The following is a 21,666-nucleotide window of genomic DNA, read 5'->3' as shown; positions in this document are numbered from 1 at the left end:
AGTTATGAATAATTTAATTGTTACTGGTGGAGCTGGGTTTATCGGTTCGAACTTTGTCCATTATGTTGTTAAGCATCATTCCGAGGTCAAGCATATTACGGTACTTGACAAGCTTACCTACGCAGGAAACCGAGCTAATTTAGCGGGACTTCCGAAAGATCGGGTGGAGTTGGTTGTCGGGGATGTCTGTGACGCTCCCTTAGTGGATAAATTAGTTCAGAATGCAGATGCGGTTGTGCATTATGCAGCTGAAAGTCATAATGACAATTCATTATTGGACCCGTCACCATTCATTCAAACCAACATCATTGGAACTTATACCCTTATCCAGGCTTGTCGTAAGTATGATGTCCGGTACCACCATATTTCTACAGATGAGGTCTATGGTGACTTGCCACTACGAGAAGACTTGCCAGGTCATGGTGAGGGCAAAGGTGAGAAGTTTACGCCTGAATCACGATACAACCCTAGCAGTCCTTATTCTTCATCTAAGGCTAGTTCTGACCTATTGGTTCGAGCCTGGGTTCGGTCTTTTGGCTTAAGAGCAACAATTTCTAATTGTTCGAATAACTATGGTCCTTACCAGCACATTGAGAAGTTTATTCCTCGGCAAGTAACGAATATTTTAAGTGGAATTCGACCAAAACTTTATGGTAATGGTAAGAACGTACGTGATTGGATTCATACAAACGATCATTCTCGTGCGGTTTGGTTGATTTTAACTCAAGGTGAAATTGGCGAGACCTACTTAATTGGTGCCGATGGGGAGAAGAATAACAAAGAAGTTTTGGAAGCAATCCTAAAACTAATGGACCAACCAGCGGATGCTTATGATCAGGTTAAGGATCGTCCAGGGCACGATATGCGGTATGCTATTGATTCCACTAAATTACGTCAGGAGCTAGGGTGGGAGCCGGAATTTACAGATTTTGAAAAGGGACTTCGGCACACTATTGATTGGTATCGTGAGCACGAAGACTGGTGGAAAGCTGAAAAGGCCGAGGTAGAAGCCAAGTATGCTAAGAATGGACAGTAGACAGTGAGGGATTAAAGTGACAATTCTAGTTACAGGAGCTTCTGGGCAATTAGGAACGGAACTTTGCCATTTATTAGATTCTCGAAACATTGAATATATGGCTACTGATTCTAAACAGTTGGATATTACGAATACGCAGGCAGTTAATCAATTCTTTGATGACTATAAGCCTGACTTGGTTTATGATTGTGCCGCCTATACGGCTGTAGATGCAGCCGAGGAAGAACCGGGAAAGACGATCAATCAACGGGTAAACGTTGATGGAACTCGTAACTTAGCGGTGGCGGCTGAACGGGTTGGGGCAACGTTAGTCTATATCAGCACAGACTACGTTTTTGATGGAACAAATACGGGAATGTATGATGAGTCGGCGCAGACTAATCCGAAGAATGAATATGGACGGGCAAAACGTGATGGTGAAAATCTAGTTCGTAAAATTATGTCTAAGTACTATATTGTACGGACTTCCTGGGTTTTTGGTCAGTATGGTAAGAACTTTGTATACACGATGCTCAGATTGGCTGAGACACATGATGAATTATCCGTCGTTGATGATCAAGTCGGTCGGCCTACTTGGACTAAAACGTTGGCTGAGTTTATGACATTTCTGATTGAGAAAAGTCCGGATTACGGATCATATCAACTGTCGAACGAAGGACAATGTTCTTGGTATGAATTTGCTTGTGAGATTTTGAAGGATAAGGACACTGTGATTCATCCGGTGGATTCTACCCAATTTCCGCAGAAGGCGTATCGGCCGAAGCATTCTGTTATGGGCTTGAAAAAGGTGCAGACGCTTGGTTTCAATATTCCAAGCTGGCAAGAAGCTTTAGCAATGTTTAAGCATAATGTTGAAATGTAGTTTATGATTCAGTGGTAACATTAAAATAGTTGCTTAAGGGGTTCATGTGTAACTCGGCTGATCTTTTGAGCAATATAGAATGTTTGGAGGGGTTAGCTATGCAACATCGAAGAAAATCACATAAATTGAGAAATACCATTTTAGTAATTATTTTGGTTCTTATCGTTGGTGGGGGAGCGTATGCAGCCCACCGTTACCGAAGTGTTAAGGATTCAATTAACAGTTCTTTTAAAGCTTCAGGGGTTACTAAGCAGCGAAATGTTAGTGAACAGATTAAGGATAAGAAGCCAATTTCAGTTCTCTTAATGGGAACCGATACGGGTGCCTTAGATCGTACATATAAAGGCCGGACTGATAGCATGATGGTTATCACGCTTAATCCGCAAAACGATAAGACTACGATTACCAGTATTCCGCGGGACACAGCCGTTTCCATTCCTGGATTTGAAGGTCGTGCACCTTCTAAGATTAATGCGGCCTATGCCTGGGGAAGTTCGAAGACTAGCATTAAGACCGTTCAACAGATGCTTAATGTTCCCATTGATTTCTATGCTTTGATTAACATGGGTGGCATGAAGAAGGTTATCGATGAAGTTGACGGTGTCGATGTTACGCCAACGTTAACGTTTAAGTATGAAGGGTACACTTTCAAGAAGGGCGCTAAGACCCACATGGATGGTGCGAAAGCCTTAGCTTACTCCCGGATGCGGTACGATGATCCTAACAACGACTATGGTCGGCAGACACGTCAACGGACGGTATTGATGGCTTTGGTCAAGAAGAGTGGGTCTATTTCCACCCTGATGAACCAATCCTTCATCAACTCCTTATCCAGCCAAATTCAGACCGATTTGACGTTTGATAACTTGACTTCGTTAGCCAAGAATTACCGTTCCGTCGATAAGACAGTTAAGGAAACCCACTTGCAGGGTCACGGTAAGGAAATTGGCGGCCAAGATATGGAAGTCATGCACAAGAAGGAATTACAACGGGTGACGAACTTTATTCGTAAAGGCTTAGACTTGAAGCACGCGGATACTGGATCAGCCGCAATCTTCACGTCAACGTCTGATAGTTCCAGCAGTTCTAGCAGCTCTGAGAGTTCTACTACGACGAACTACGGCTACTAAAAGGTACGTACAACAAAGCGAGAGCATCTCAATCGAGGTGGCTCTCGCTTTGTAAGCAGTAAACAACCGACCGGATTTAAAGCCAGCTCAATACGTTCTATGATTACCTCATCATAATTAAATGGTGAGGTGTTTTTGATGAGTGAAAAACCAGATATTGTTCAAGTTCGAGTTGGTCATTACCAATCCAGTTTCGAATACACGTCCAACTAAAGCGCTACAACTTAAAATAGATGACAATAAATCAGTGATTGTTTACAACGGCGAGTTTTAAAATCAAGTTAGCCACTTGGACAAAATAAATACACCAAGACAGAAAAGTCCGGTATCGTTGGAGTTCCTACAACAAACAATGAAAGAGGCCTTTTGTCTTGATGCAAGAACAGCTTACCATATCTCGCCCTAAGGGTCACCATCTAACTGCGTTTGAACGCGGAGAAATCGTTACGATGCACAATGGCGGTGACTCTAACTAAACAAGTGTCCGTTGCTTGGGCACAGCGTTGACGAACGACCAGTTGTGGCGAATACGCGCCATGAATTCGGCCACTTCGAGATTGATACCGTAGTCGGTAAGTGTAACGGTCATGAGAGCGTTGTCCTAACGCTGATTGAACGCCAAACTCGAATGGCCATCTTGCGACTCATCAATAGTCGTGAAGCGGACTCAGTGGCGTATGCCATGCAAGAAATCAAGCAATAGTACGGACCTGTCATCCAGTCCATCACGGCCGACAACGGCCCTGAGTTCACCACGCTTACTGAAGTCATGGACGATATCGCACCGGTCTATTTCGCTCATCCTTACACGTCTAGTGAGCGCGGGACCAACGAAGTCCATAACTGGATGATCCGACAAGACTTACCTAAGGGGCTGTCGTTAGACGCGGTCAGTCCCGCACAAGTCGCCTGGACGCAAGCTTCCCCGGCGACTGTTCGGTTATCAGACACCAGCCGAACGCTTTCAAACCGCACTCGGTGGTAAGTAGATTCATTCAGTGATACCTATTGGTTTGATTAAGTTTTGACTAGTGGCTAACTTGTTCTTGTAATTCTCGGGCGTTAATTAACTGCCCAAAACCCACATTTTTAAACCGCCATAAACCTACATTTTATAACTGCCCTTGACAGTTGGTAGTCTTTTGTTGGGTCCATTTATGGGCTGCCGCGTGTGATGAGTCCTTCTAGGGCTGTAAAAAAACCACCAGCTATGCTGGTGGTTTTTATTGAATGCAAGAGCTTTAAGTTCATTAATACCATAAATTCAGCACAAGGCAATACGGTTGGTTATTTGTTGCTTATGAAATGTCTATTTCTGTATGATTTGTAGCATTCTTTTGGCAACCGAATCCCATGAATAACTTTCGGTAATTTCATTAGCCTTTTGTTCAGCCATTTTTTGAAAGATTAAGTTATTAAAAATCTCTTTCATTGCCTGATAAGTTTGTTGAATTTCATCGTTCCCGGGGTTAATTAAAATACCACTACCTTCTTTTACAAAGTAAGGCATTTCAAAGCAATTTCGTGCGATTATTGGCAATCCATTTTCCATAGCTTCTACAAAAACCAAGCCAAATGCTTCAAAACGAGAAGGCATAACAAAAAAAGTTGCTTGCTTCATCAAACGGGATACTTGTGAATAATTAATTGGGCCTAAAAATTGCATTCCAGAAATATTCTGATATTTGTTAGGAATTTCTTCAGGCCCAGCTATAATTAATCGAAATTTGGGATCTTCCGTATGTAATTTTTTAAAGGCTTCTATAACGATATCCCCACCTTTTCTATAAAAATCATGACCGATAAATAAGGCGGTGTGGTTATTTCGTAGAATATTATTTTGAGTTATGGCTGGTATGTTGGCACCAGCACCAACATAGTGGACATCATATTTTCCTTGGCTTTTTAAAAATTTTTCTAGCCAATGTGACATTGTAAAAATGTGGGTATTTAGACTGTAAAAATTTTCTTGCCATTCCATTCGTTTTTGAAAGTGCAATTAGTTAATATTTTGAAAACCGCTGTAATTATACATCTCTGGATTGTGTTCTTTAAGATATTCTAAGGCACTAAAGCTTAAATCTTGATAGATATAGGAGTTAGGTAGTTTTACCATATCCCCGATTTGGATTATATTTTTAGTGTTTGAAATTTTTTGAGCTAAGTAATTGGCAGATTGCAAGAAATAACTTGAACGAATTTAGTGACGTAGATTAAGCAAGAAGATCTCGATTGGTGTATGCCAATTAAGACATTTAAGTGGCCGTGAATTCAGATACCAATTGATTTGAACCAGTTGGTAATCACTTAGTTCTTCAATGGCTTGTCCCTTGGGAATAAACCGTCGCAAAACTCGGTTACGGTTCTCATTACTACCGCGTTCATGTGGTGAATAAGCATGGGCAAAATAAACCTGAGTACCTGTTAGCTGTTCAATTGTCTGGTAGTTAGCGAACTCTTTACCATGATCCACAGTAAGCGTCTTGAGCTTGTCTTGAAGTTGACTAGCTAGTTCAAGTACGGCTTGAGTCATGGACTGACTGTCGCGACCATGGAGCCGTTTAACAATTGTCAGGCGACTTTTACGCTCCACAAAAGTAGCCACAGCTTGACCTTTACGTTTACCAGAAAGTACGGTATCAGCTTCAAAGTGGCCGAATTCCTGGCGAGTTTCGACTTTATGAGGCCGCTCCTCAATGGAGCGGCCGTGATTGAACGTACCACGCTTTTCTTTAGCACGATGACGACGAATTCCATGATCAGGCAAATCGGGCAACTGTATATCAAGCCATCCTTGATCAATCCAGTTATAGACTGTCTTGTAGGCAATCCCCACCACATGGGCAACTTGTTCAGGGGACCACTTCTGGACTTGAATCTTTTCCTCGATCAAGTGTTTAAGGTTTTTAGTGAGCGAAGACTTCCGCCCCCGTTGACTAACCTTTCGTTCAAAGTCAGTTTGCGCTAGCCCAGCCTGGTACTCACTATTTAGCCGGTGAAGTTCGTTAAAGATGGTGGTCTTACTAAAGTCTAAGTAGTTAGCGATGTATCGCAAGGAACGTCCTTCCTTATGAAGCGTTTCAATGACAACACGGTTCTGGAATGATAAAATAGTGGTGCTCATCAAGGTCCTTCTTTCTAATGGATTGTGTGGTAACACCATTAAAGACCTTGATGGGTTTTTCTGTCTACTTAAATGTTCAACTTAAATTTTACAATCTGCCAATTACTTTCTCTGTTGAGTGTTTTTATATCAAAGTGGTTATTTGTTCTCATTAGTTTTAGCCTTACTTTTTGTAAGAAGTTTTCTTGTGGTGCATCAATGCGATTTACGTTAGTGTATTTTTTTAAAGCTTCATATAGAGAGTATGTAGTACCTGACCAAGTGCTTTTCTCGTCATTTATGTTCCAACGTGCAATATAGTTAATCATGGGTTAGTTCTCCTTTGTGGAATGTGTCATTTATGTATATATTACATGAATATTGTGGTTCTCGACCTGAGAATTAGTAAACTTGTTGGATAGGAAAATTTAATTATCCGAAGTGTTTTTTGGGGAGTGCTGTAGGGAAGCTGATTTTTTGCGAATCTCTAAAACCTAACTATTTTAATTATTGCACTTTAGACTGATTTGTGGAACGTTAAACTTTAAGAACACTAAATTATAAAAGCGTTAGATTAGAGTATGAGACTTGGAAGGGTATGGTTAAAATCGAAATTATTAGTGTCGATTAATTATTTATTAAATGCGTATTTAATATGTAAAATATTCTTTAGAAGTATAACGATAAGCTTGAATGTTACACTAATAGTGAATTAGGTAAAAGCTTAAGCGGAGATTGGACATTACATAAATTTATTCGTGGAACTTGGTGGCATTGTGATCGTAAAGGGCATTACAGTAAAATCAGGTTAACGGCCCAAAAATCAAGATGCGCCAAAGCGGGCAACACTTTACAGAAACGATGCATAGTCGCAAGGCGGACGCCTCATCGAGTAAGGGATTCCATCCGTACTGGGTCTTCATTTCACAACGGATTCATGGCTGGACTAACGTCTATGGTTGGAATCAAGGGTCTGGCGATGGGGATTACTATAAAGTAGTTCACAAACGTTACCACGGTAAGCAAATACGCGTTTTGAAGCAAGGTGGGGGCTCCGGAATTGTCACCAGCGAACGTGACTATCCTACTAAGCAAATAGCTAAGCATTTTAAGAGTAACCACACAGCGTATTAAATTGAAAACAGGCAATGAACTCCCAGTTAGTCCATATGGCGGTTCATTGCCTGCTTTAGGTTATTCTAATGTGCTGAGTACTAAAGAGATTGTGCCGGGGATTGATGGCAATTTATGTAATCTATTGTTTGGAGTAACTTTCACGGAAAACAACGTGCTTATTTTTCTCTAGTTCCTTTTGTCGGCAATCTAAGTAGGCCTCTGCGTCGTGACTGTTGGCACAGTCAGTTAAGATAACGGCTTCTTGAACCGTGGTGAACGGATGTCCTGAGTCTAAGGATGGTGTGATATTAAAGTTATCGGTTGCCAATCTTTTAAAAGCAAAATTAAGGCTTTTGCGGAGTCGGTGGAAGAGTAAGTAGTTGTTATTCTGAGAAATCGTGATAGCGATAATAGCATCAGCCGGGGCATTCATAATCGCTGATTGCCGTTGTTTGGGCAGGTATTTTATGAGGTAGTCAACTGATGACGTTGGAGTATCGGTTGAGGGGGTGGTTGTAGGCGTAATGCCGACTTCTTGGGCCGTATAGCCAAACTTGTGCTGGTTGTCTGGAAGGCTCAAGAAGTATTTGAGCTGGCTGGCTTTGGTGGCAGTGAAGGCCCCACCTCTGACAGCTTGATAGCCATATTGTCTCATTAACCGTAGTGTTGCTTGGGTTTCCGCCTTTTCTAATTTGGGGCGTTCAATGTCACTTGGAAACTCAGTGAGTCCAATTACTTTGAGGGGATGGTGAGCTGTGGTCCAGTAAGCACATTTGAAGCCATTCTCGTTTTCACCCATGAAGTGTTCTTGCAAGCGACGACGGAGACGGCTGGTTGAACCCACGTAATAGTAGTTGTCCGCTAAACGCAGTTCGTAGACGTAGCAGTGGGGGTCCTCATCCTTTTCGAAAAAGTTCCACGCGGATAGTTGATGATTTTGTTCTATGAGTCGTTGGTCATCATCGAATAGTTTCTGGATATGAACCGAGGCCTGATCGTATCGCGCTCGTGCAGCCTGCAAGTTTTCGGTCAGTGTGTCGATTCGTTGCCGTAGTTGTTGGTTTTCTGTTCGCAGTTCAGTGGTATTTGAATGGTTACCAAAAAGTCCCATAACTGTTTCACTCCAATCGTAGGTTTTGATACTTTAATCATACCGCATTTAGCCTGATGAGGTGATTAGAACGGTGTGTAAATCAAATGACCTATATGGTGTAGTGTAAGGGATTTGGGCAGTGCGGCGCTTTTGACGGATATCGATTATTTTAAACTTTGAAGATTCAGGATCACATAGTGCTTTGTTTTTTAATGCGCTGTTTAGTGTGCTTAAGAACGTTACAGAATTACGGGTAGTTCAAGATATTATTTTAGAAAGCGAAACGCAGTTAGATACCGATACTTATGGTCGGAGTAGGGTGGAATTTCTGGAGAAGTAGTCGTGCTTGTGCTGGAGGCGAACGTATTAAGACTGGTTTCTGGTTAAGCTTGAGTGGTGCTAGCAGATAATATTTTTCAATTTATTCACAAAAATAAGTTCCACTTAGATTATTGTGAAGTTACTACAGCAGTATAAAGCGTAAGAAGGAGTCTTCGATGAATAGCTTGCCGAAAGCATTTACTCAAATCTTAGAAATAATTGGTTACGTCAGTGTGTTAATTAAACAATTGTTTTATAATGAAAATGATTGGTGGATGAGGGGCAAAATCTGAGAATCATAGGAGATGCTTCAAATGTTTTTATCTGAATTAAAATTATATAATTTTAGACGCTTTTCTGGTTCAATCGAGAAAAAGCAGCCGGGACTAACCGTCCACTTTCATAAGGGATTGAATATTATCGTTGGTGAGAATGATGCTGGTAAAACGGCTATCATTGATGCAATTCGATTGATGTTGGGTGATGTGAGTGATGAATTTCAACGTATTGTAGATGATGATTTTTATTGTGACGAGTCTGGAGCATATGAAAATATGTTTCGAATAGAAGGAAAGTTTTGTGACTTAAGTGAACGTGAGGCCGGAATATTTTTAGATTGGCTTTCGTTCGATAAGGATGATAATTATACACTTCAGTTAACTTTGTCAGTTGAAAAGAAGATAAACGATAATAATCAGGCTTATATTAATCATAAATTAGTAGCGGGCATCTCTACTACTGCGACGGCTTTGAGTGCAACTGCACGTTCATTTTTAAAGACTACATATTTAAAACCATTACGCAATGCAATTGATGAATTAACTCCAGGTTTTCGTTCACAGTTGCCCAAGATATTAATGGCTCATTCTACTTTTAATGGAGATACTGAAAATAAAGAAAATTTAGTTGAAATTATGAGACATGCTAACTCAGAAATAGAGAAATTTTTTGGTAGCGAGTCTCAGGAGTCTGACTCATCTTCTCATGTGGCTTTAAATAAAGAATTATCACAGGTTTTGGCGCAGTTATACGATCGGCAGGACCAATCGAAGAGTAAGGTGAGTTTGAAACTTCCCGAGGCAAGTCTTTCACAGATTTTAAAACAGTTGAGCCTTAATCCGGAAAAACGGAATTTAGGGCTAGGAAATATGAACTTACTTTATATTGCAGCGGAACTTGCCCTTTTAAATGATCATTTAAATCATACAATATATGGTCCTAATATAATGTTGGTTGAAGAATTGGAAGCTCATTTGCACGTACAAGCGCAGATTCGATTGATAAAGTATATTGAACAATACCTGAAAAACTATCAGTCCAAAGCAGCTATGCAGTTTATTCTGACTTCTCATAGTGTTGCTCTTACAGCCTCGGTTGATCAAAGGTTGCTTATTTATTTGCATGATGGACAGTCATATGAAATGGATCCGTCCCATACACTTTTGGAAGATAAAGAATATGGTTTTTTAAATCGATTTCTCGATGCAACGAAAGCTAATCTTTTCTTTGCGAAAGGATTGATTTTTGTAGAAGGGTATGCTGAAAATATTTTGCTTCCAGCTTTAGCAGATTTAGTAGGTTATCCATTACATGAGTACGGTGTGTCCATAGTAGATGTTGGAGGACGCAGTTTTGATAATTATGTCAAATTATTTGCAAGAAGGCCGGATACGCCCAGAGTTGATTTACCGATTGTGATAATAAGAGATTCTGATATTAGACCGTATACTTTTTGCATTAATAATGAAAATGTTAACGAGATAAATCGCCTGCTTGTTTCTAGACAATTAACCCGTGATGATTTTGGAAAAAATTTTTTGGCTTTTAATCAGCTTCGAAAAAGAATGAACTTAAATTTTTTGAGTGAAAATTCAGATACTATTGCGAAATTAGCATTCCAAATGTTAAGTGAAGATGAACTAAAGGACGCTCAAGAAAAGAAAGAGTTTAAACTTCAGAGACAGTATGATGATTTGAATGTTACGCAAAGGGTTTTTGTGTCTCCTGCGTGGACTTTAGAATATTCATTATTGAAGAGTCCTATGCGTGAGCTCTTGTTAGAGTCCATGACAGATGTAAAGTTTGACGGTAAGAGCGTCTCTGAGGAGAAAAGAAGTGATTTTATTGAAAATCTCCGCAAGTATAATTTAGTTAAACTATATATTTGGTTTGAAAATAGTACATTGTCAAAAGCTGAGACTGCCCAAATTCTTGCCGAAAGAATACACCATTTGAAAGGCGAGAGAAGAAATGAGCTAAAAAAATCAGTATTGCAGGATAGTTACTGTGCATATCTTATAAATGCAATTATGTTTGCATGTGGCAGTTAATTACATTGGAGAGAAAAATGGATGATATTGAAAGTATCGGGCGTATTGAACGTATTTTGTTGCCAGCAGGAGAACACTTTTCTTTGGAGCAGATGAAGGCTATTATTGCGGGGGGAAATATTAATGTTGTAGCAGGACCAGGATCGGGGAAAACGACAATTTTAGCCGCTAAGCTAATTTCACTTCTAACAAAGCAAAAACGGGGTGATAAAGGTATATGTTGTATCACACATACAAATATTGCTGTAAAAGAAATTAAAGATTGAGTTGAGCTTTATGGATTACCCAATATTGAGTATCCAAATTTTATTGGTACGATTCAAAGCTTTTTTGATCATTACTTTGCGGGAAAAGCGTTTGAGATTTTATTTCCTGAAACAAAAATGCGAATACTTGATGGTGATCAATATTCTGAAATATATTCTCAAAAATTTTTATCTTATTTTTCTAACTGGCGCCACGGTGCACCTAGTTATAAAAAGAGAAACGCACATTTAGTTATTGATAAAAATCATGCTGTTACGTTTGAAAATGATGAAAAAAGATCTTATGCCTCTGGTATTAATAACGCACTTAAATGGATTCTTGATCATGGAATTATTAATAGTGAACAAATGACTACTTTAGCTCAGTGGTATATTTCGTGTCATACAGATAAGCTAAAAGCGGCTATTGGAGAACGTTTCGATTTTTTGTTATTAGATGAAGCTCAGGATACGAGCAGTAAACAGTATCGGTTGTTAATGCAGTTGACAGAAGGCACGAATGTACAGTTTCAAAGATTTGGTAATCCGTATCAGGCACTATATACTATATATGGAAATGAGACAGTAGATGCATGGAATCCTATAGTTGAGGCTGAAAAAGGGGTTGCACAAGTTGAAGAAATTTCTACAACAGTACGGTTTGGGCCGCACATAGCTAATCTTGTTAAGAACGTCTGTTGTGAAAATTACCCCACATTTCATCCTAGTAAATCTAGCTCTTCATTAGAAAATTGTTTAATTATATTTGAGGATGAAGAAGATTTAAGAAGGAAGTATCAGCGGCTTATACATCGATGTGTAACCGAAAATACCGATTTTTTAGAATGTCATAAAAAGGATGAAATTGTTGCGCCGTTGCACGAAGATTTGAAAAGATGGTTTCCTGATTATGATAGGTCGTTGAGTGCATCTATAGACCATAATCAGAAGTATAAGGATGTGTTTAATGCGGTACAAAATGAACTTGCACATTTAAACCGGATAACTAGAGCTGAGGAACATGTACTATTACAGCAGAATTTAGACTTAGCGTCATTGGTTGGGAAGATGGTTAGGGGATTAGTTACAGGTAATATGACTAGGGAGGAGTTGGAGCGATTTATAGTCCCGATTATAACCCCCAATTCTCGTAAAGAAGCAGCTGAGTTGAGTGATACATTGTTAGCAAAGTTTATGTATGTGCCGGACGAAATATCGGGAACTCTAAATAAATCGGAACAACAGATAAATTTGTCTACAATTCATGGAGCTAAAGGGGAGACTCACCGCTCTACATTTTTGTTGTTAGATTCTGAAATCTATTGGAATAAAAAAGATCATGAAAATCTCTTTTTTAAAACCCTATATCCTTTTCTGATTGGAAAGCGTAGGGATTACGGAAATGAGCTTGATTCAAAGTTTATTAAAGATTGTTTGAAGTACGCATATGTGGCACTAAGTCGACCTAAGTTTCTTGCAGGGGTAGCCATTCCAATTTCCAGTATTACAACATCACAGAAACAGGAAATGCTGGATTATGGATGGGAAGAAGCGAAATAAGTTTGTAGTTCTTAATCCAGTAGAGTCAGTTTTACATGCTTATTAGACTTAAAGGGAATCTCTAGCGAGAAAGATGCTAGAGATTCCCTTTAATTAATGATCCCGCCTCAACAACATCCCCGTCAACCGCGCCAAATCCGCCCGGGCCGGGACGTTGGGCAACTGGGCGATTAAAGCCAGTGCCTTGTTGGTCCATTCGGTGGCGAGTTTTTGTGCGGCGGCGACGCCGTGGTATTGGGTGACCAGGTCTCGGACCGCTTGAATATCTTCGGCGGTCATGGCCTGTTTTTTCTTTAAGTAGTGGTGGAACTCCGCTCTAGCCTGGGGCAGTGCCAGCAACAGCGGCAGTGAGTAGACCCCGGAGCGCAAGTCTTCCAGAATTGGCTTCTTGGTCTTTTTAGGGTCGCCCGCGTAGTCCAAGATGTCGTCTAGCATCTGGTAGGCGCTTCCGATGGCCACCCCGATGGCCCGGGCGTTGGCCTGAACGCTCTGGGGGGCGTGGGTCAACACCGCCCCCTGGTAGCAGGCCAGCGCGAACAGTTCGGCCGTCTTGCCCGCAATCTCGCTTAGATAGGCGTCCAGCGGCGCGTCCTCTTGGTAATTCAGCGCCATTTGACCCAATTCACCGGTTAAAATCTTGTGCATCGCGTCGATGTGGGCCTGAATCAAGGCGACGTCGTGGGTCGACTTCAAGACCTGGTCGAAGTAGACCGTGAACATGAAGTCGCCGGCGTAAATCGCGTTCTTCTGCCCGTATTTCATCTGAATCGTCCGCACCCCGCGGCGGGTGGGGGACTGGTCGATCACGTCGTCGTGAATCAAGGTCCCCACGTGCAGAATCTCTAGAGCCGCCGCCCCCGCGCGCAAGGCCGCCGGGGAGGTCGGTTGACCAAAGGCCGCAAATAAGTAAAAGTATCCGGGACGTAAGAACTTGCCGCCGGAGGCCATTAAGGCTACTATTTTATTGTGAATAGGTCGGTTGGTCAGGTTTACCGCATCCAGCAGATAGGGCTGTAACGCGTTGAGTTCTGGCTCAACCTGCGGGAATTGCCGCCAAAGTTGTCGATCCATACTGCACCTCATTCGTTAGTCAAAATTAATCTTACCGACAACCGAAAACGTTGTCAAACAAAGCTAGTCAAAACTTACATATCACGCATTAGGGGATGGCATTAGTGACACTGAACGTGTTCTTAGAATTAGTAGAAATCAAGGCCAAAATTGCGTCCGTTTGGCCGTTCTTGTTGGGGCTGCTCTTCGTGGCCCATAACTTCCAGCACCTCAATTGGGGCGTGGACGGGTTATTCTTCATCGCCATGTTGCTCTTCAACATGGCCGTTGACATCAACGACAATTACCAGGACTACACCCGCGCCGACGACACGCAAGCGGCCGAGTGGAAACGCCACACCAACGTGATCGGCGTCCACCACCTCAGCGTGCGGGGCATCTTCGCGTTGATGGCCAGTTTCGCCGGAGTCGCCGGTGTAATCGGGTTATACCTGGTCTGGCTGACCGGGTGGCCGTTATTGGTCATGGGCATCTTTTGCTTTCTGGTAGGGTACCTCTACGCGGGCGGCCCGCAGCCGCTGTCCGGCACGCCGACCGGGGAGTTCTTCGCCGGCTTCACCATGGGGTTCATGATCATGGCCATCACGGTCTACCTGAACCTCTACCAGACCAGCGCACTGACCCTGACACTGTGGCTACGGGTCTTATTGGCTTCGGGGATCGCGATGGCGGCCATCGCCGCGTTATTGCTGGCCAATAACATCTGTGACGCCCAAGAAGACCTGAACCTGAACCGGAAGACCATCGTCTATTATCTGGGCGTCCAGCGCGCGTTATGGCTGTTTGCGGGCTTCTACGTTTTAGGCTACCTGGCCCTGATCGCCAGCGTGGTCCTAGGCGACCTGCCGGTGTGGACCTTGTTGGCGTTAGTTAGTGTCTTTCCCGTGGTGCGCAACGTCCGCGGCCTGTTCCGGGTCCAAGTCAAAAAGGAAACGTTCATTCTAGCGGTCCGCAACCTGGGGATCCTGGCGCTGACCACCACGCTTGCGGAGGCGCTGGGGATGCTTCTAGCTTAACGCTTCCTAAATTTTCCGGTGCGGGCGTTGTGTTTTGGAACCCAAGTCGGGTAGAATAAAGGATAACTTAGGAAACGGCATATTATGGAGGTTATATACAGATGAAAATTTTAGAGGACCGCATTCGGCAAGACGGCACGATTTTACCCGGAAACGTCTTAAAAGTGGACAACTTCTTGAACCACCAAGTTGATCCGCAGCTGATGGACCAATTAGGCGCGGAGTTCGCGCGGCAATTCGCCGATGCGGGCATCACCAAGGTCCTCACGGTGGAGTCCTCCGGTATCGCACCCGCCGTCATGGCCGCCTTACACCTGGGCGTGCCGATGATTTTCGCGCGGAAGCACAAGAGCCTGACGCTGACCGACCACCTCTACACCGCCAAGGTCTACTCGTACACCAAGCAGGTCAACAACGATATTTCAATCGACCGGCGGTTCCTAGACCCCGACGACAAGGTCTTGATCATTGACGACTTCTTAGCCAACGGCCAAGCGGTCCAAGGATTGCTCGACATCGCCGAATCCGCGAACATCAAGGTCGCCGGTGTCGGCGTGGTCATCGAGAAGCGTTTCCAGAAGGGTCACCAACTGGTCACAGACGCCGGAATCCCACTGGTCGCCTTAGCCAGCATCGTAGCCTTCGAGAACGGCACGGTGACCTTTGCCCAGGACTAAGGGGAAGTGTGGCATGTTGCTTGTGTATTCGGCGGTCAAACCTTAGAATAAATGATGAAGCGTATGCTTGATTTAATCATGTATAAAATCTGATAAGTGGAAAGTAGGGAAGACTATTGGCGAATACGGTCTTATATCCAGGCGATACGATTGGGGTCATCGGCAGCAGCGCGAACGCCGCGATGCTGGTCACGACTGCTCGGAAGATGGGGTTAAAGGTCGGGGCGTACGGCTCCGATGAAACCAGCGAGGCGTTACAACTGGCCGACTTCAAAGCGGTCGGCGACGGACGCGACAAGGCGAAACTACAGCACTTTGCGGAGAGTTGTGCCGCGGTGGTCTACGATTCTGCCCACGTCAGCACCGACGTCGTGAAGTTCTTGGCGCAATACACCAAGATTCCGCAGGGCAGCGACCTGTTGGAAATGATGCAGGACCGCTTACTTGAGCGGGCGTTCTTCGAACAACTCAACGTCAACATTGCCCCTTACGCCACGATTATCGACTTAGACGACGTTTACCAATCCGTCAACTCGATCGGCTACCCCTGTGTCCTGAAGCCCATCCAAAAGGAATGGTCCAAGGGCCGTGAGCTAGTGATTCGCACGCAAACGGACATCGCTAAGGCGGCAGGGCTACTCGACTGGGGGACTTACATCCTGGAATCCCAGATTGCCTACGACCGGGAGTACTCGATCGTGGTCGCACGCGACCAGGAGGGCAACCAGCAGTTGTTCCCAATCACGGAAGGCGAATCGGCTGATGACCAGCCGTTCAAGACCTGGGTCCCGGCCAACGTGGACCCGGCCGTGGCCAGCGAGTTGCGGCGGATTGCTTCCGAAGTGGGCCAACACGTCAATTACGTGGGGGCCTTCGAGGTCGGCTTCTACCTGACCAAGAACGGGTCCATCTACGTCAAGAAGATTGTTCCGGCACCTAGCGAAAACGGCTACGTGTTCGCGGACGCGGCGTCCGTCGACGAGTTCGAGGAACACCTGCGGGCCATCTGTGGTTTACCGTTGGCGGTTCCCGCCATTTTGACGCCGGCCGTGACCATCACCTTCACCAAGGCACAGTTACCGGCCATGCGGACCCAGTGGCAGATCAAGCCTAACTGGCACTTCAACTTCTATCACTTGCGGCACGCCGACGATGACACGGTGGTCGGGCACGTGGCCATTCAGGGCCAATCCGTGAAGACCATCTTGGACCAACTGAACGACACCGGTATCTGGACGGATGGCCCGGTCTTACCGGACAAGTCTGACCAGGAGACGGATTAAAGCGTAGCCCCCCACAGATTGATGGCGCGGGCTGATGAATCTTCTAAAATCTAAACAGTAACTCGTGAGGTCCCAGATTGTGAATCGGCAATCCGGGACCTCATTTTTGAATGCAATACTGGAAGTGAACATTGGGGATTCTTGGTTTATCTTGAGAATATCGATGGGGAAATTAGCACCGTTATGGTAAGATGGTCTTAAATAATGGTGATTTGTCTGTAAAATCATACAAAATGTATGATTCGGAGGGATAATAAGTGTTTACATCTCTATATTTTGAAAATTATAAGTCGTTTAAGATGATGGAACTAAATCTGGAACAGGCCCAATTGCCTAAAAGGATTGTGGCAATTTATGGTGAAAACGGGAGTGGTAAATCGAATATCATTTCGGCCTTGATTAAGTTAGAGCAGTCGGTGTCTACTAGAACGACCCAGCACCGGTTAACAGAGTTGCAAGCGAAACTTGCGACGGTGGCGGACGATTCTCCTAAGAAAACGGCAAAGCTCATGGATTTTATGAACTATCGCAGTCTGGGCCAGGATGAGTTGTCGGCAATCTTCAAGGATACCTATCGACGTGGTGCTAGTGGGCCCATGGTTATTCGCTACAATTTTAAGTTGGACCAGAATGATGGCTGGTATGAGTTGAAATTTACGCAAAATCAGGATGGATTGCACCTGGTTTCGGAGACTCTACACTATCTGATCAAATCGGCGACAGGAATCAATTTTAAGATAACGGGCGATGAACAGGGACACATCAAGCCATATTGGAGCCCGAGTCTCTTTAAAGGGAACATGAAAGATATTGCCGAAGATGCAACGGATAGATTTTGGGGCAAACACACATTTTTAGCCATTTTGACGGAGCTTATGCGTGAGAGTAATCAAAACTATGTCCGTAAGAATGTCGCGGATCCAGTGATTGCGGTGAATAGAAGTTTCCATCAATTGGCCTTCAAGAGTGACCATACGATGGGGGTGAATCCCATTAGCGGTCTCCTGCCAGATCTTCAAGGTGGAACCCTGCCGGCGACTTCTCGTAACGCCGAAAAGATTAAGTTGACACAAGCAGCTCTTAATCAGTATTTTGTCCCGCTTTATAGTGATATGGTGCAGGTCTTTTACCAAACGGATCGTCATCAAGGAGATTTAGAGTACCGGCTATTCGAAAAGAAGCGAATCAGTGGTCAAATAACCGAGCTTCCCTTTAGGTTGGAGTCGCACGGGACTAAGCAATTGCTAAAACTCTTCCCGTTATTCTTGGATGTTGTCAAGGGAGATACGGTCATCATTGACGAGATTGACAATGGTGTCCACGATTTATTAATCGACCGGTTGATTGAAAATGTTCGGGATGATATTCAGGGACAGTTGATCTTTACCACGCATGATACCCAGATTATGAAGCAACTCGAGGCTTCCGCACTGTATGTGATTCAGACGGACACTGATGGCAATAAGCAGGTGATTAATTTGTCCAAGAACGGGAAAGTAAACATTGCTGCGAACAATAACGTTCAGAAGATGTATTTGGATGGCTATTTTGCGGGAATTCCGTATTCAGATGATGTCGACTTCTATGCAATCTTAAACGATTTAGAGGTCGATTAAGTGGTGGGGCGGGGGACCTGTGCCGTGGTGATTTGTCACGGCATGTCAGAATACAAATTCGCCTCATCGATCAAGTCCAAGCTAAGGTTAAATATAAAGCTATTAGCACGGGACAAAGGCGCCACAAGTATTCAGATTGATGGCTTACCAGATTATTTTCACAACAAGATTCTTCGCAATAAGCGGGCATTGGTTCGGCAGTATCCTGGTATCCTACAAGATAAGCAACGGTTAGTGGATTTCAAGATTTTTACGTTGATGGACGTCGATGACTGCAAGGATATCTCGGTCAGAAAGAATTATTTGGCGGGGCATATTTCGGGCTTGGGTCAGCATGATTTAAAGCCGTATCTCCATCCTATCTATTGTCGGGAGAACCTGGAAGATGCCCTAACCGATATTGATTTCGCATACGTGGCGGCGACTGATCGTCAGAAAAGGCACTACCTTAAAGTCTTTGATCCGGTTAGCGGGGTGATTGCTGACGAAGCCACAATTGTGGGATTGCGGGACCGCTTTCGGCACTCGAACCGGTCTAATTTTGACGAATTCTTGGATTATTGTTTAGCCCATCAATTTAGGTTGTGACCAGCGACGACCACGCTTATAATGGTGAAATTGTGATGAAAGGCATTCGGGTTGTCAGCGACTTTGAGTGCCTTTCATGTTTGTTTAGGGATCATGCCAGAACGTGGATGCGTAGCAATTTTGGCGTAAGTGTAAGCCGCCCGGTAAGGCGTCATAAGCTTCCAAGTGGCTGTGAACCGCCAGCATGACCTGAATTCTGAGTTAAACTCAGCAGAACGTATGTTTCTTTGCTATAATAGACAGGACTAATGACAGAGAGGATTGTGTTCAGGGTGGCAGGAGAAGAATTATTAACAGGCATGAATGACAAGCAGACGGAGGCCGTCCTTCAAACGGAGGGTCCCTTACTGGTCTTAGCGGGTGCCGGGAGTGGTAAGACGCGGGTCTTAACCCACCGGGTCGCCTACTTGATCGAGCATAACCACGTGTTGCCGTGGCACATCTTGGCAATCACCTTTACCAACAAGGCCGCTAAGGAAATGCGTGAACGGGTCGCCAAGCTCTTGGGACCCGACGGCAACGACGTCTGGGTCTCAACGTTCCACGCCCTGTGCGTGCGGATCTTACGCCGGGACGCGGATAAGTTAGGCTACAACCGGGCGTTTACGATTGCGGACACTGGGGAGCAGCGGACGCTGATCAAGCGGGTCTTGCGCGACCAGAACTTAGACGTTAAGAAGTTCGACCCCCGTTCCGTTCTGGGGGCCATTTCGAATGCCAAGAACGCGCTACAAACGCCAGCCATGATGGCGGAGAACGCGGCCACACCATTTGAGACCACGATCGCCAGCGTCTATGACAGCTACCAACGGGCCCTCCAGGCCAACCAAGCCATGGACTTCGATGATCTGATCATGCTGACCATCAAGCTGTTCAAGCAGGAGTCCAGCGTGCTGGGGTACTACCAGGACAAGTTCCAGTACATCCACGTGGACGAATACCAAGATACCAACGATGCGCAATACATGCTGGTCAACATGCTAGCCAAGAAGCACAACAACCTGTGCGTGGTCGGGGATGGGGACCAGAGTATCTACGGTTGGCGGGGCGCCAACATGGAGAACATCCTGAACTTCGAGAAGGACTATCCAGACGCCCACACCACCTTATTGGAACAGAACTACCGCTCGACCAAGACCATCTTGCAGGCGGCCAACGACGTGATCCAACAGAACGTCAACCGGAAGAAGAAGGACCTGTGGACGGAGAACCCCGAAGGCGAGAAGATCGCCTATTACCGCGGGCAAAACGAAAACGACGAGGCCCACTATGTGGTGGCCAAGATTCAAGAAGAGATCGAGAAGAACCACCGCGGGTACGGCGACTTTGCCGTGTTGTACCGGACCAACGCCCAATCCCGGGTGATCGAAGAAACCCTGGTCAAGGCCAACATTCCCTACACCATGGTTGGGGGCCACAAGTTCTACGACCGAAAGGAAATCCGGGACGTCTTGGCCTACCTGACGCTGATCGCCAATCCGGCGGACTCGATGAGCTTGGAACGGATCATTAACGAGCCGAAGCGGGGCATCGGGAACACCAGTCTCGAAAAGCTACGAGACTTCGCTGACATGAACGACTGGAGTGAGCTGGAGGCCACCCAGAACGTGGCGTTGGCTAACGGCATCAGTTCGCGGAGCCGTAACGCCATGGAGAAGTTCGGGATGACCATCAAGGCCATTCAGGACGCGGCGCCGAAGAACAACGTCTCCGACATCACCAACGACATTTTGGACCGGACGGGCTATCTCCAGACGTTGAAGAACTCTAAGTCGCTGGAAGCTGAGACGCGAATCGAAAACATCGAAGAATTCCTGTCCGTGACCCAGAAGTTCGATACCGACTGGGACCAGGAAGACCACGATGAGACCGACAACCGGTTGGTCGAATTCTTGGCCGACTTGGCCTTGGTCTCCGCCCAAGACGACGTGGATGAGGACCCGGCCGAGGTCACGTTGATGACCTTACACGCGGCCAAGGGGTTGGAATTCCCAGTCATCTTCTTGATGGGCTTGGAAGAGGGCATCTTCCCACTATCCCGGGCCATGCTGGAAGAGGACCAGTTGGAAGAAGAGCGCCGGTTGGCTTACGTGGGAATCACGCGGGCCCAATCCAAGCTCTACCTGACCAACGCCTACTCCCGGATGCTGTACGGGCGCCGGCAAAACAATCCGGAGTCACGGTTCGTGACCGAGATTGCGCCGGAGCTGATCCACAAGGACTACAGCGAAAGCCAGAGCGGCTTACAACCGCAACGGCGTGACGTGCCCTTTGCCCGGCGGACAGCCAGTGCGGTCGCCAAGCCGTACCACGGCAAGACCGGCCGGATTACGACCGACACCGGGACCGGTGCCGGTAAGGTGGCCTGGTCCGTGGGTGACAAGGCCAGCCACAAGAAGTGGGGCATCGGGACCGTGGTCAAGGTCAACGGGACCGGTGAAGACGCCGAACTGGACATCGCCTTCCCAGAGCAGGGCGTTAAGCGGCTGTTAGCCGCCTTCGCCCCAATCAAGCGGGTGGACGACTAGGCCGTTGGGGCAGTCGCCTTACCGGACGGCCAGACAAGGCTGGAACGCCGTGGGCGCAACTTGAAGCCCAAAATGCAGGTCTTCAAGCCTG

The 21,666-nt window shown here is 45.3% G+C and carries 17 protein-coding genes and 1 pseudogene; 13 read left to right on the top strand and 5 right to left on the bottom strand.

Annotated elements, in window-relative coordinates; all coding sequences use genetic code 11:
• The first annotated feature begins 4 nt into the window (after positions 1-4).
• The 4 genes and pseudogenes from rfbB to RIN67_RS13420 all read left to right on the top strand — a co-directional run.
• Positions 5-1,036, top strand: coding sequence for a dTDP-glucose 4,6-dehydratase (gene rfbB, locus RIN67_RS09140; protein ID WP_265000360.1), 1,032 nt, complete (start codon positions 5-7; stop codon positions 1,034-1,036).
• A 16-nt stretch (positions 1,037-1,052) separates the two neighbouring features.
• Positions 1,053-1,898 (top strand): dTDP-4-dehydrorhamnose reductase, encoded by an 846-nt coding sequence (gene rfbD, locus RIN67_RS09135; protein WP_265000359.1) that lies wholly within the window; start codon positions 1,053-1,055, stop codon positions 1,896-1,898.
• A 98-nt stretch (positions 1,899-1,996) separates the two neighbouring features.
• The gene (locus RIN67_RS09130; RefSeq protein ID WP_265000358.1) at positions 1,997-3,028 is read left to right on the top strand and encodes an LCP family protein; all 1,032 of its coding nucleotides are present in this window, start codon (positions 1,997-1,999) and stop codon (positions 3,026-3,028) included.
• A 487-nt stretch (positions 3,029-3,515) separates the two neighbouring features.
• Positions 3,516-4,017, top strand: a pseudogene (locus tag RIN67_RS13420) (IS30 family transposase); the annotation flags it as partial.
• A gap of 320 nt (positions 4,018-4,337) precedes the next feature.
• Here the strand turns inward: RIN67_RS13420 and RIN67_RS09120 are convergent.
• The 4 genes from RIN67_RS09120 to RIN67_RS09105 all read right to left on the bottom strand — a co-directional run bounded on the left by RIN67_RS09120 (position 4,338) and on the right by RIN67_RS09105 (position 8,358).
• The gene (locus RIN67_RS09120) at positions 4,338-5,009 is read right to left on the bottom strand and encodes a glycosyltransferase family 4 protein (RefSeq protein ID WP_265000355.1); all 672 of its coding nucleotides are present in this window, start codon (positions 5,007-5,009) and stop codon (positions 4,338-4,340) included.
• Between the two features lie 219 nt (positions 5,010-5,228).
• Positions 5,229-6,152 (bottom strand): IS30 family transposase, encoded by a 924-nt coding sequence (locus RIN67_RS09115; protein WP_182151142.1) that lies wholly within the window; start codon positions 6,150-6,152, stop codon positions 5,229-5,231.
• A 68-nt stretch (positions 6,153-6,220) separates the two neighbouring features.
• Entirely contained in the window at positions 6,221-6,460 is a 240-nt protein-coding gene (locus RIN67_RS09110) for a hypothetical protein (RefSeq protein ID WP_265000400.1), read from the bottom strand.
• 926 nt (positions 6,461-7,386) lie between these two features.
• Positions 7,387-8,358, bottom strand: a complete 972-nt coding sequence (locus tag RIN67_RS09105) for a GIY-YIG nuclease family protein (RefSeq protein ID WP_265000399.1) — start codon at positions 8,356-8,358, stop codon at positions 7,387-7,389.
• 617 nt (positions 8,359-8,975) lie between these two features.
• On the opposite strand from RIN67_RS09105, the gene RIN67_RS09100 reads away from it, so the two are divergent.
• The 3 genes from RIN67_RS09100 (at position 8,976) to RIN67_RS09090 (ending at position 12,796) form a co-directional block, all read left to right on the top strand.
• Entirely contained in the window at positions 8,976-10,991 is a 2,016-nt protein-coding gene (locus tag RIN67_RS09100) for an ATP-dependent nuclease (RefSeq protein ID WP_265000398.1), read from the top strand.
• A gap of 17 nt (positions 10,992-11,008) precedes the next feature.
• Positions 11,009-11,257 (top strand): UvrD-helicase domain-containing protein, encoded by a 249-nt coding sequence (locus RIN67_RS09095; protein ID WP_265000397.1) that lies wholly within the window; start codon positions 11,009-11,011, stop codon positions 11,255-11,257.
• Positions 11,258-11,374: 117 nt separating this feature from the next.
• Complete coding sequence (locus RIN67_RS09090) at positions 11,375-12,796, top strand: UvrD-helicase domain-containing protein (RefSeq protein ID WP_313825914.1); 1,422 nt, start codon at positions 11,375-11,377, stop codon at positions 12,794-12,796.
• 93 nt (positions 12,797-12,889) lie between these two features.
• On the opposite strand, the gene RIN67_RS09085 is transcribed toward RIN67_RS09090, so the two are convergent.
• The gene (locus RIN67_RS09085) at positions 12,890-13,867 is read right to left on the bottom strand and encodes a polyprenyl synthetase family protein (RefSeq protein ID WP_265000288.1); all 978 of its coding nucleotides are present in this window, start codon (positions 13,865-13,867) and stop codon (positions 12,890-12,892) included.
• A gap of 104 nt (positions 13,868-13,971) precedes the next feature.
• Here RIN67_RS09085 and RIN67_RS09080 point away from each other — a divergent pair, with 104 nt between their 5' ends.
• The 6 genes from RIN67_RS09080 (at position 13,972) to pcrA (ending at position 21,575) form a co-directional block, all read left to right on the top strand.
• Complete coding sequence (locus RIN67_RS09080; protein WP_265000287.1) at positions 13,972-14,883, top strand: 1,4-dihydroxy-2-naphthoate polyprenyltransferase; 912 nt, start codon at positions 13,972-13,974, stop codon at positions 14,881-14,883.
• Between the two features lie 101 nt (positions 14,884-14,984).
• A complete protein-coding gene (locus RIN67_RS09075; RefSeq protein ID WP_265000286.1) occupies positions 14,985-15,560 on the top strand; it encodes a xanthine phosphoribosyltransferase in 576 nt (191 codons plus the stop codon).
• Between the two features lie 116 nt (positions 15,561-15,676).
• Entirely contained in the window at positions 15,677-16,843 is a 1,167-nt protein-coding gene (locus RIN67_RS09070; RefSeq protein ID WP_265000285.1) for an ATP-grasp domain-containing protein, read from the top strand.
• Positions 16,844-17,142: 299 nt separating this feature from the next.
• The gene (locus RIN67_RS09065; RefSeq protein ID WP_369075931.1) at positions 17,143-18,459 is read left to right on the top strand and encodes an AAA family ATPase; all 1,317 of its coding nucleotides are present in this window, start codon (positions 17,143-17,145) and stop codon (positions 18,457-18,459) included.
• Between the two features lie 42 nt (positions 18,460-18,501).
• Positions 18,502-19,047, top strand: a complete 546-nt coding sequence (locus RIN67_RS09060; protein WP_265000283.1) for a hypothetical protein — start codon at positions 18,502-18,504, stop codon at positions 19,045-19,047.
• Positions 19,048-19,319: 272 nt separating this feature from the next.
• Positions 19,320-21,575 (top strand): DNA helicase PcrA, encoded by a 2,256-nt coding sequence (pcrA, locus tag RIN67_RS09055; protein WP_265000282.1) that lies wholly within the window; start codon positions 19,320-19,322, stop codon positions 21,573-21,575.
• Positions 21,576-21,666: the final 91 nt, after the last annotated feature.

This window comes from Levilactobacillus namurensis, from assembly GCF_032197885.1.
Taxonomy (GTDB): domain Bacteria; phylum Bacillota; class Bacilli; order Lactobacillales; family Lactobacillaceae; genus Levilactobacillus; species Levilactobacillus namurensis_A.
The sequence above is the reverse complement of the archived record's forward strand: the minus strand, read 5'-3'. Positions and strand labels throughout refer to the sequence as shown.

What these genes read in the sequence shown, in the direction of transcription:
- rfbB (WP_265000360.1), top strand. Translation starts at nt 5, where the DNA reads ATGAATAATTTAATTGTTACTGGTGGAGCTGGGTTTATCGGTTCGAAC.
- RIN67_RS09130 (WP_265000358.1), top strand. Translation starts at nt 1,997, where the DNA reads ATGCAACATCGAAGAAAATCACATAAATTGAGAAATACCATTTTAGTA.
- RIN67_RS09120 (WP_265000355.1), bottom strand. Translation starts at nt 5,009, where the DNA reads ATGGAATGGCAAGAAAATTTTTACAGTCTAAATACCCACATTTTTACA.
- RIN67_RS09115 (WP_182151142.1), bottom strand. Translation starts at nt 6,152, where the DNA reads ATGAGCACCACTATTTTATCATTCCAGAACCGTGTTGTCATTGAAACG.
- RIN67_RS09110 (WP_265000400.1), bottom strand. Translation starts at nt 6,460, where the DNA reads ATGATTAACTATATTGCACGTTGGAACATAAATGACGAGAAAAGCACT.
- RIN67_RS09105 (WP_265000399.1), bottom strand. Translation starts at nt 8,358, where the DNA reads ATGGGACTTTTTGGTAACCATTCAAATACCACTGAACTGCGAACAGAA.
- RIN67_RS09100 (WP_265000398.1), top strand. Translation starts at nt 8,976, where the DNA reads ATGTTTTTATCTGAATTAAAATTATATAATTTTAGACGCTTTTCTGGT.
- RIN67_RS09095 (WP_265000397.1), top strand. Translation starts at nt 11,009, where the DNA reads ATGGATGATATTGAAAGTATCGGGCGTATTGAACGTATTTTGTTGCCA.
- RIN67_RS09090 (WP_313825914.1), top strand. Translation starts at nt 11,375, where the DNA reads ATGCGAATACTTGATGGTGATCAATATTCTGAAATATATTCTCAAAAA.
- RIN67_RS09085 (WP_265000288.1), bottom strand. Translation starts at nt 13,867, where the DNA reads ATGGATCGACAACTTTGGCGGCAATTCCCGCAGGTTGAGCCAGAACTC.
- RIN67_RS09075 (WP_265000286.1), top strand. Translation starts at nt 14,985, where the DNA reads ATGAAAATTTTAGAGGACCGCATTCGGCAAGACGGCACGATTTTACCC.
- RIN67_RS09065 (WP_369075931.1), top strand. Translation starts at nt 17,143, where the DNA reads ATGATGGAACTAAATCTGGAACAGGCCCAATTGCCTAAAAGGATTGTG.
- RIN67_RS09060 (WP_265000283.1), top strand. Translation starts at nt 18,502, where the DNA reads ATGTCAGAATACAAATTCGCCTCATCGATCAAGTCCAAGCTAAGGTTA.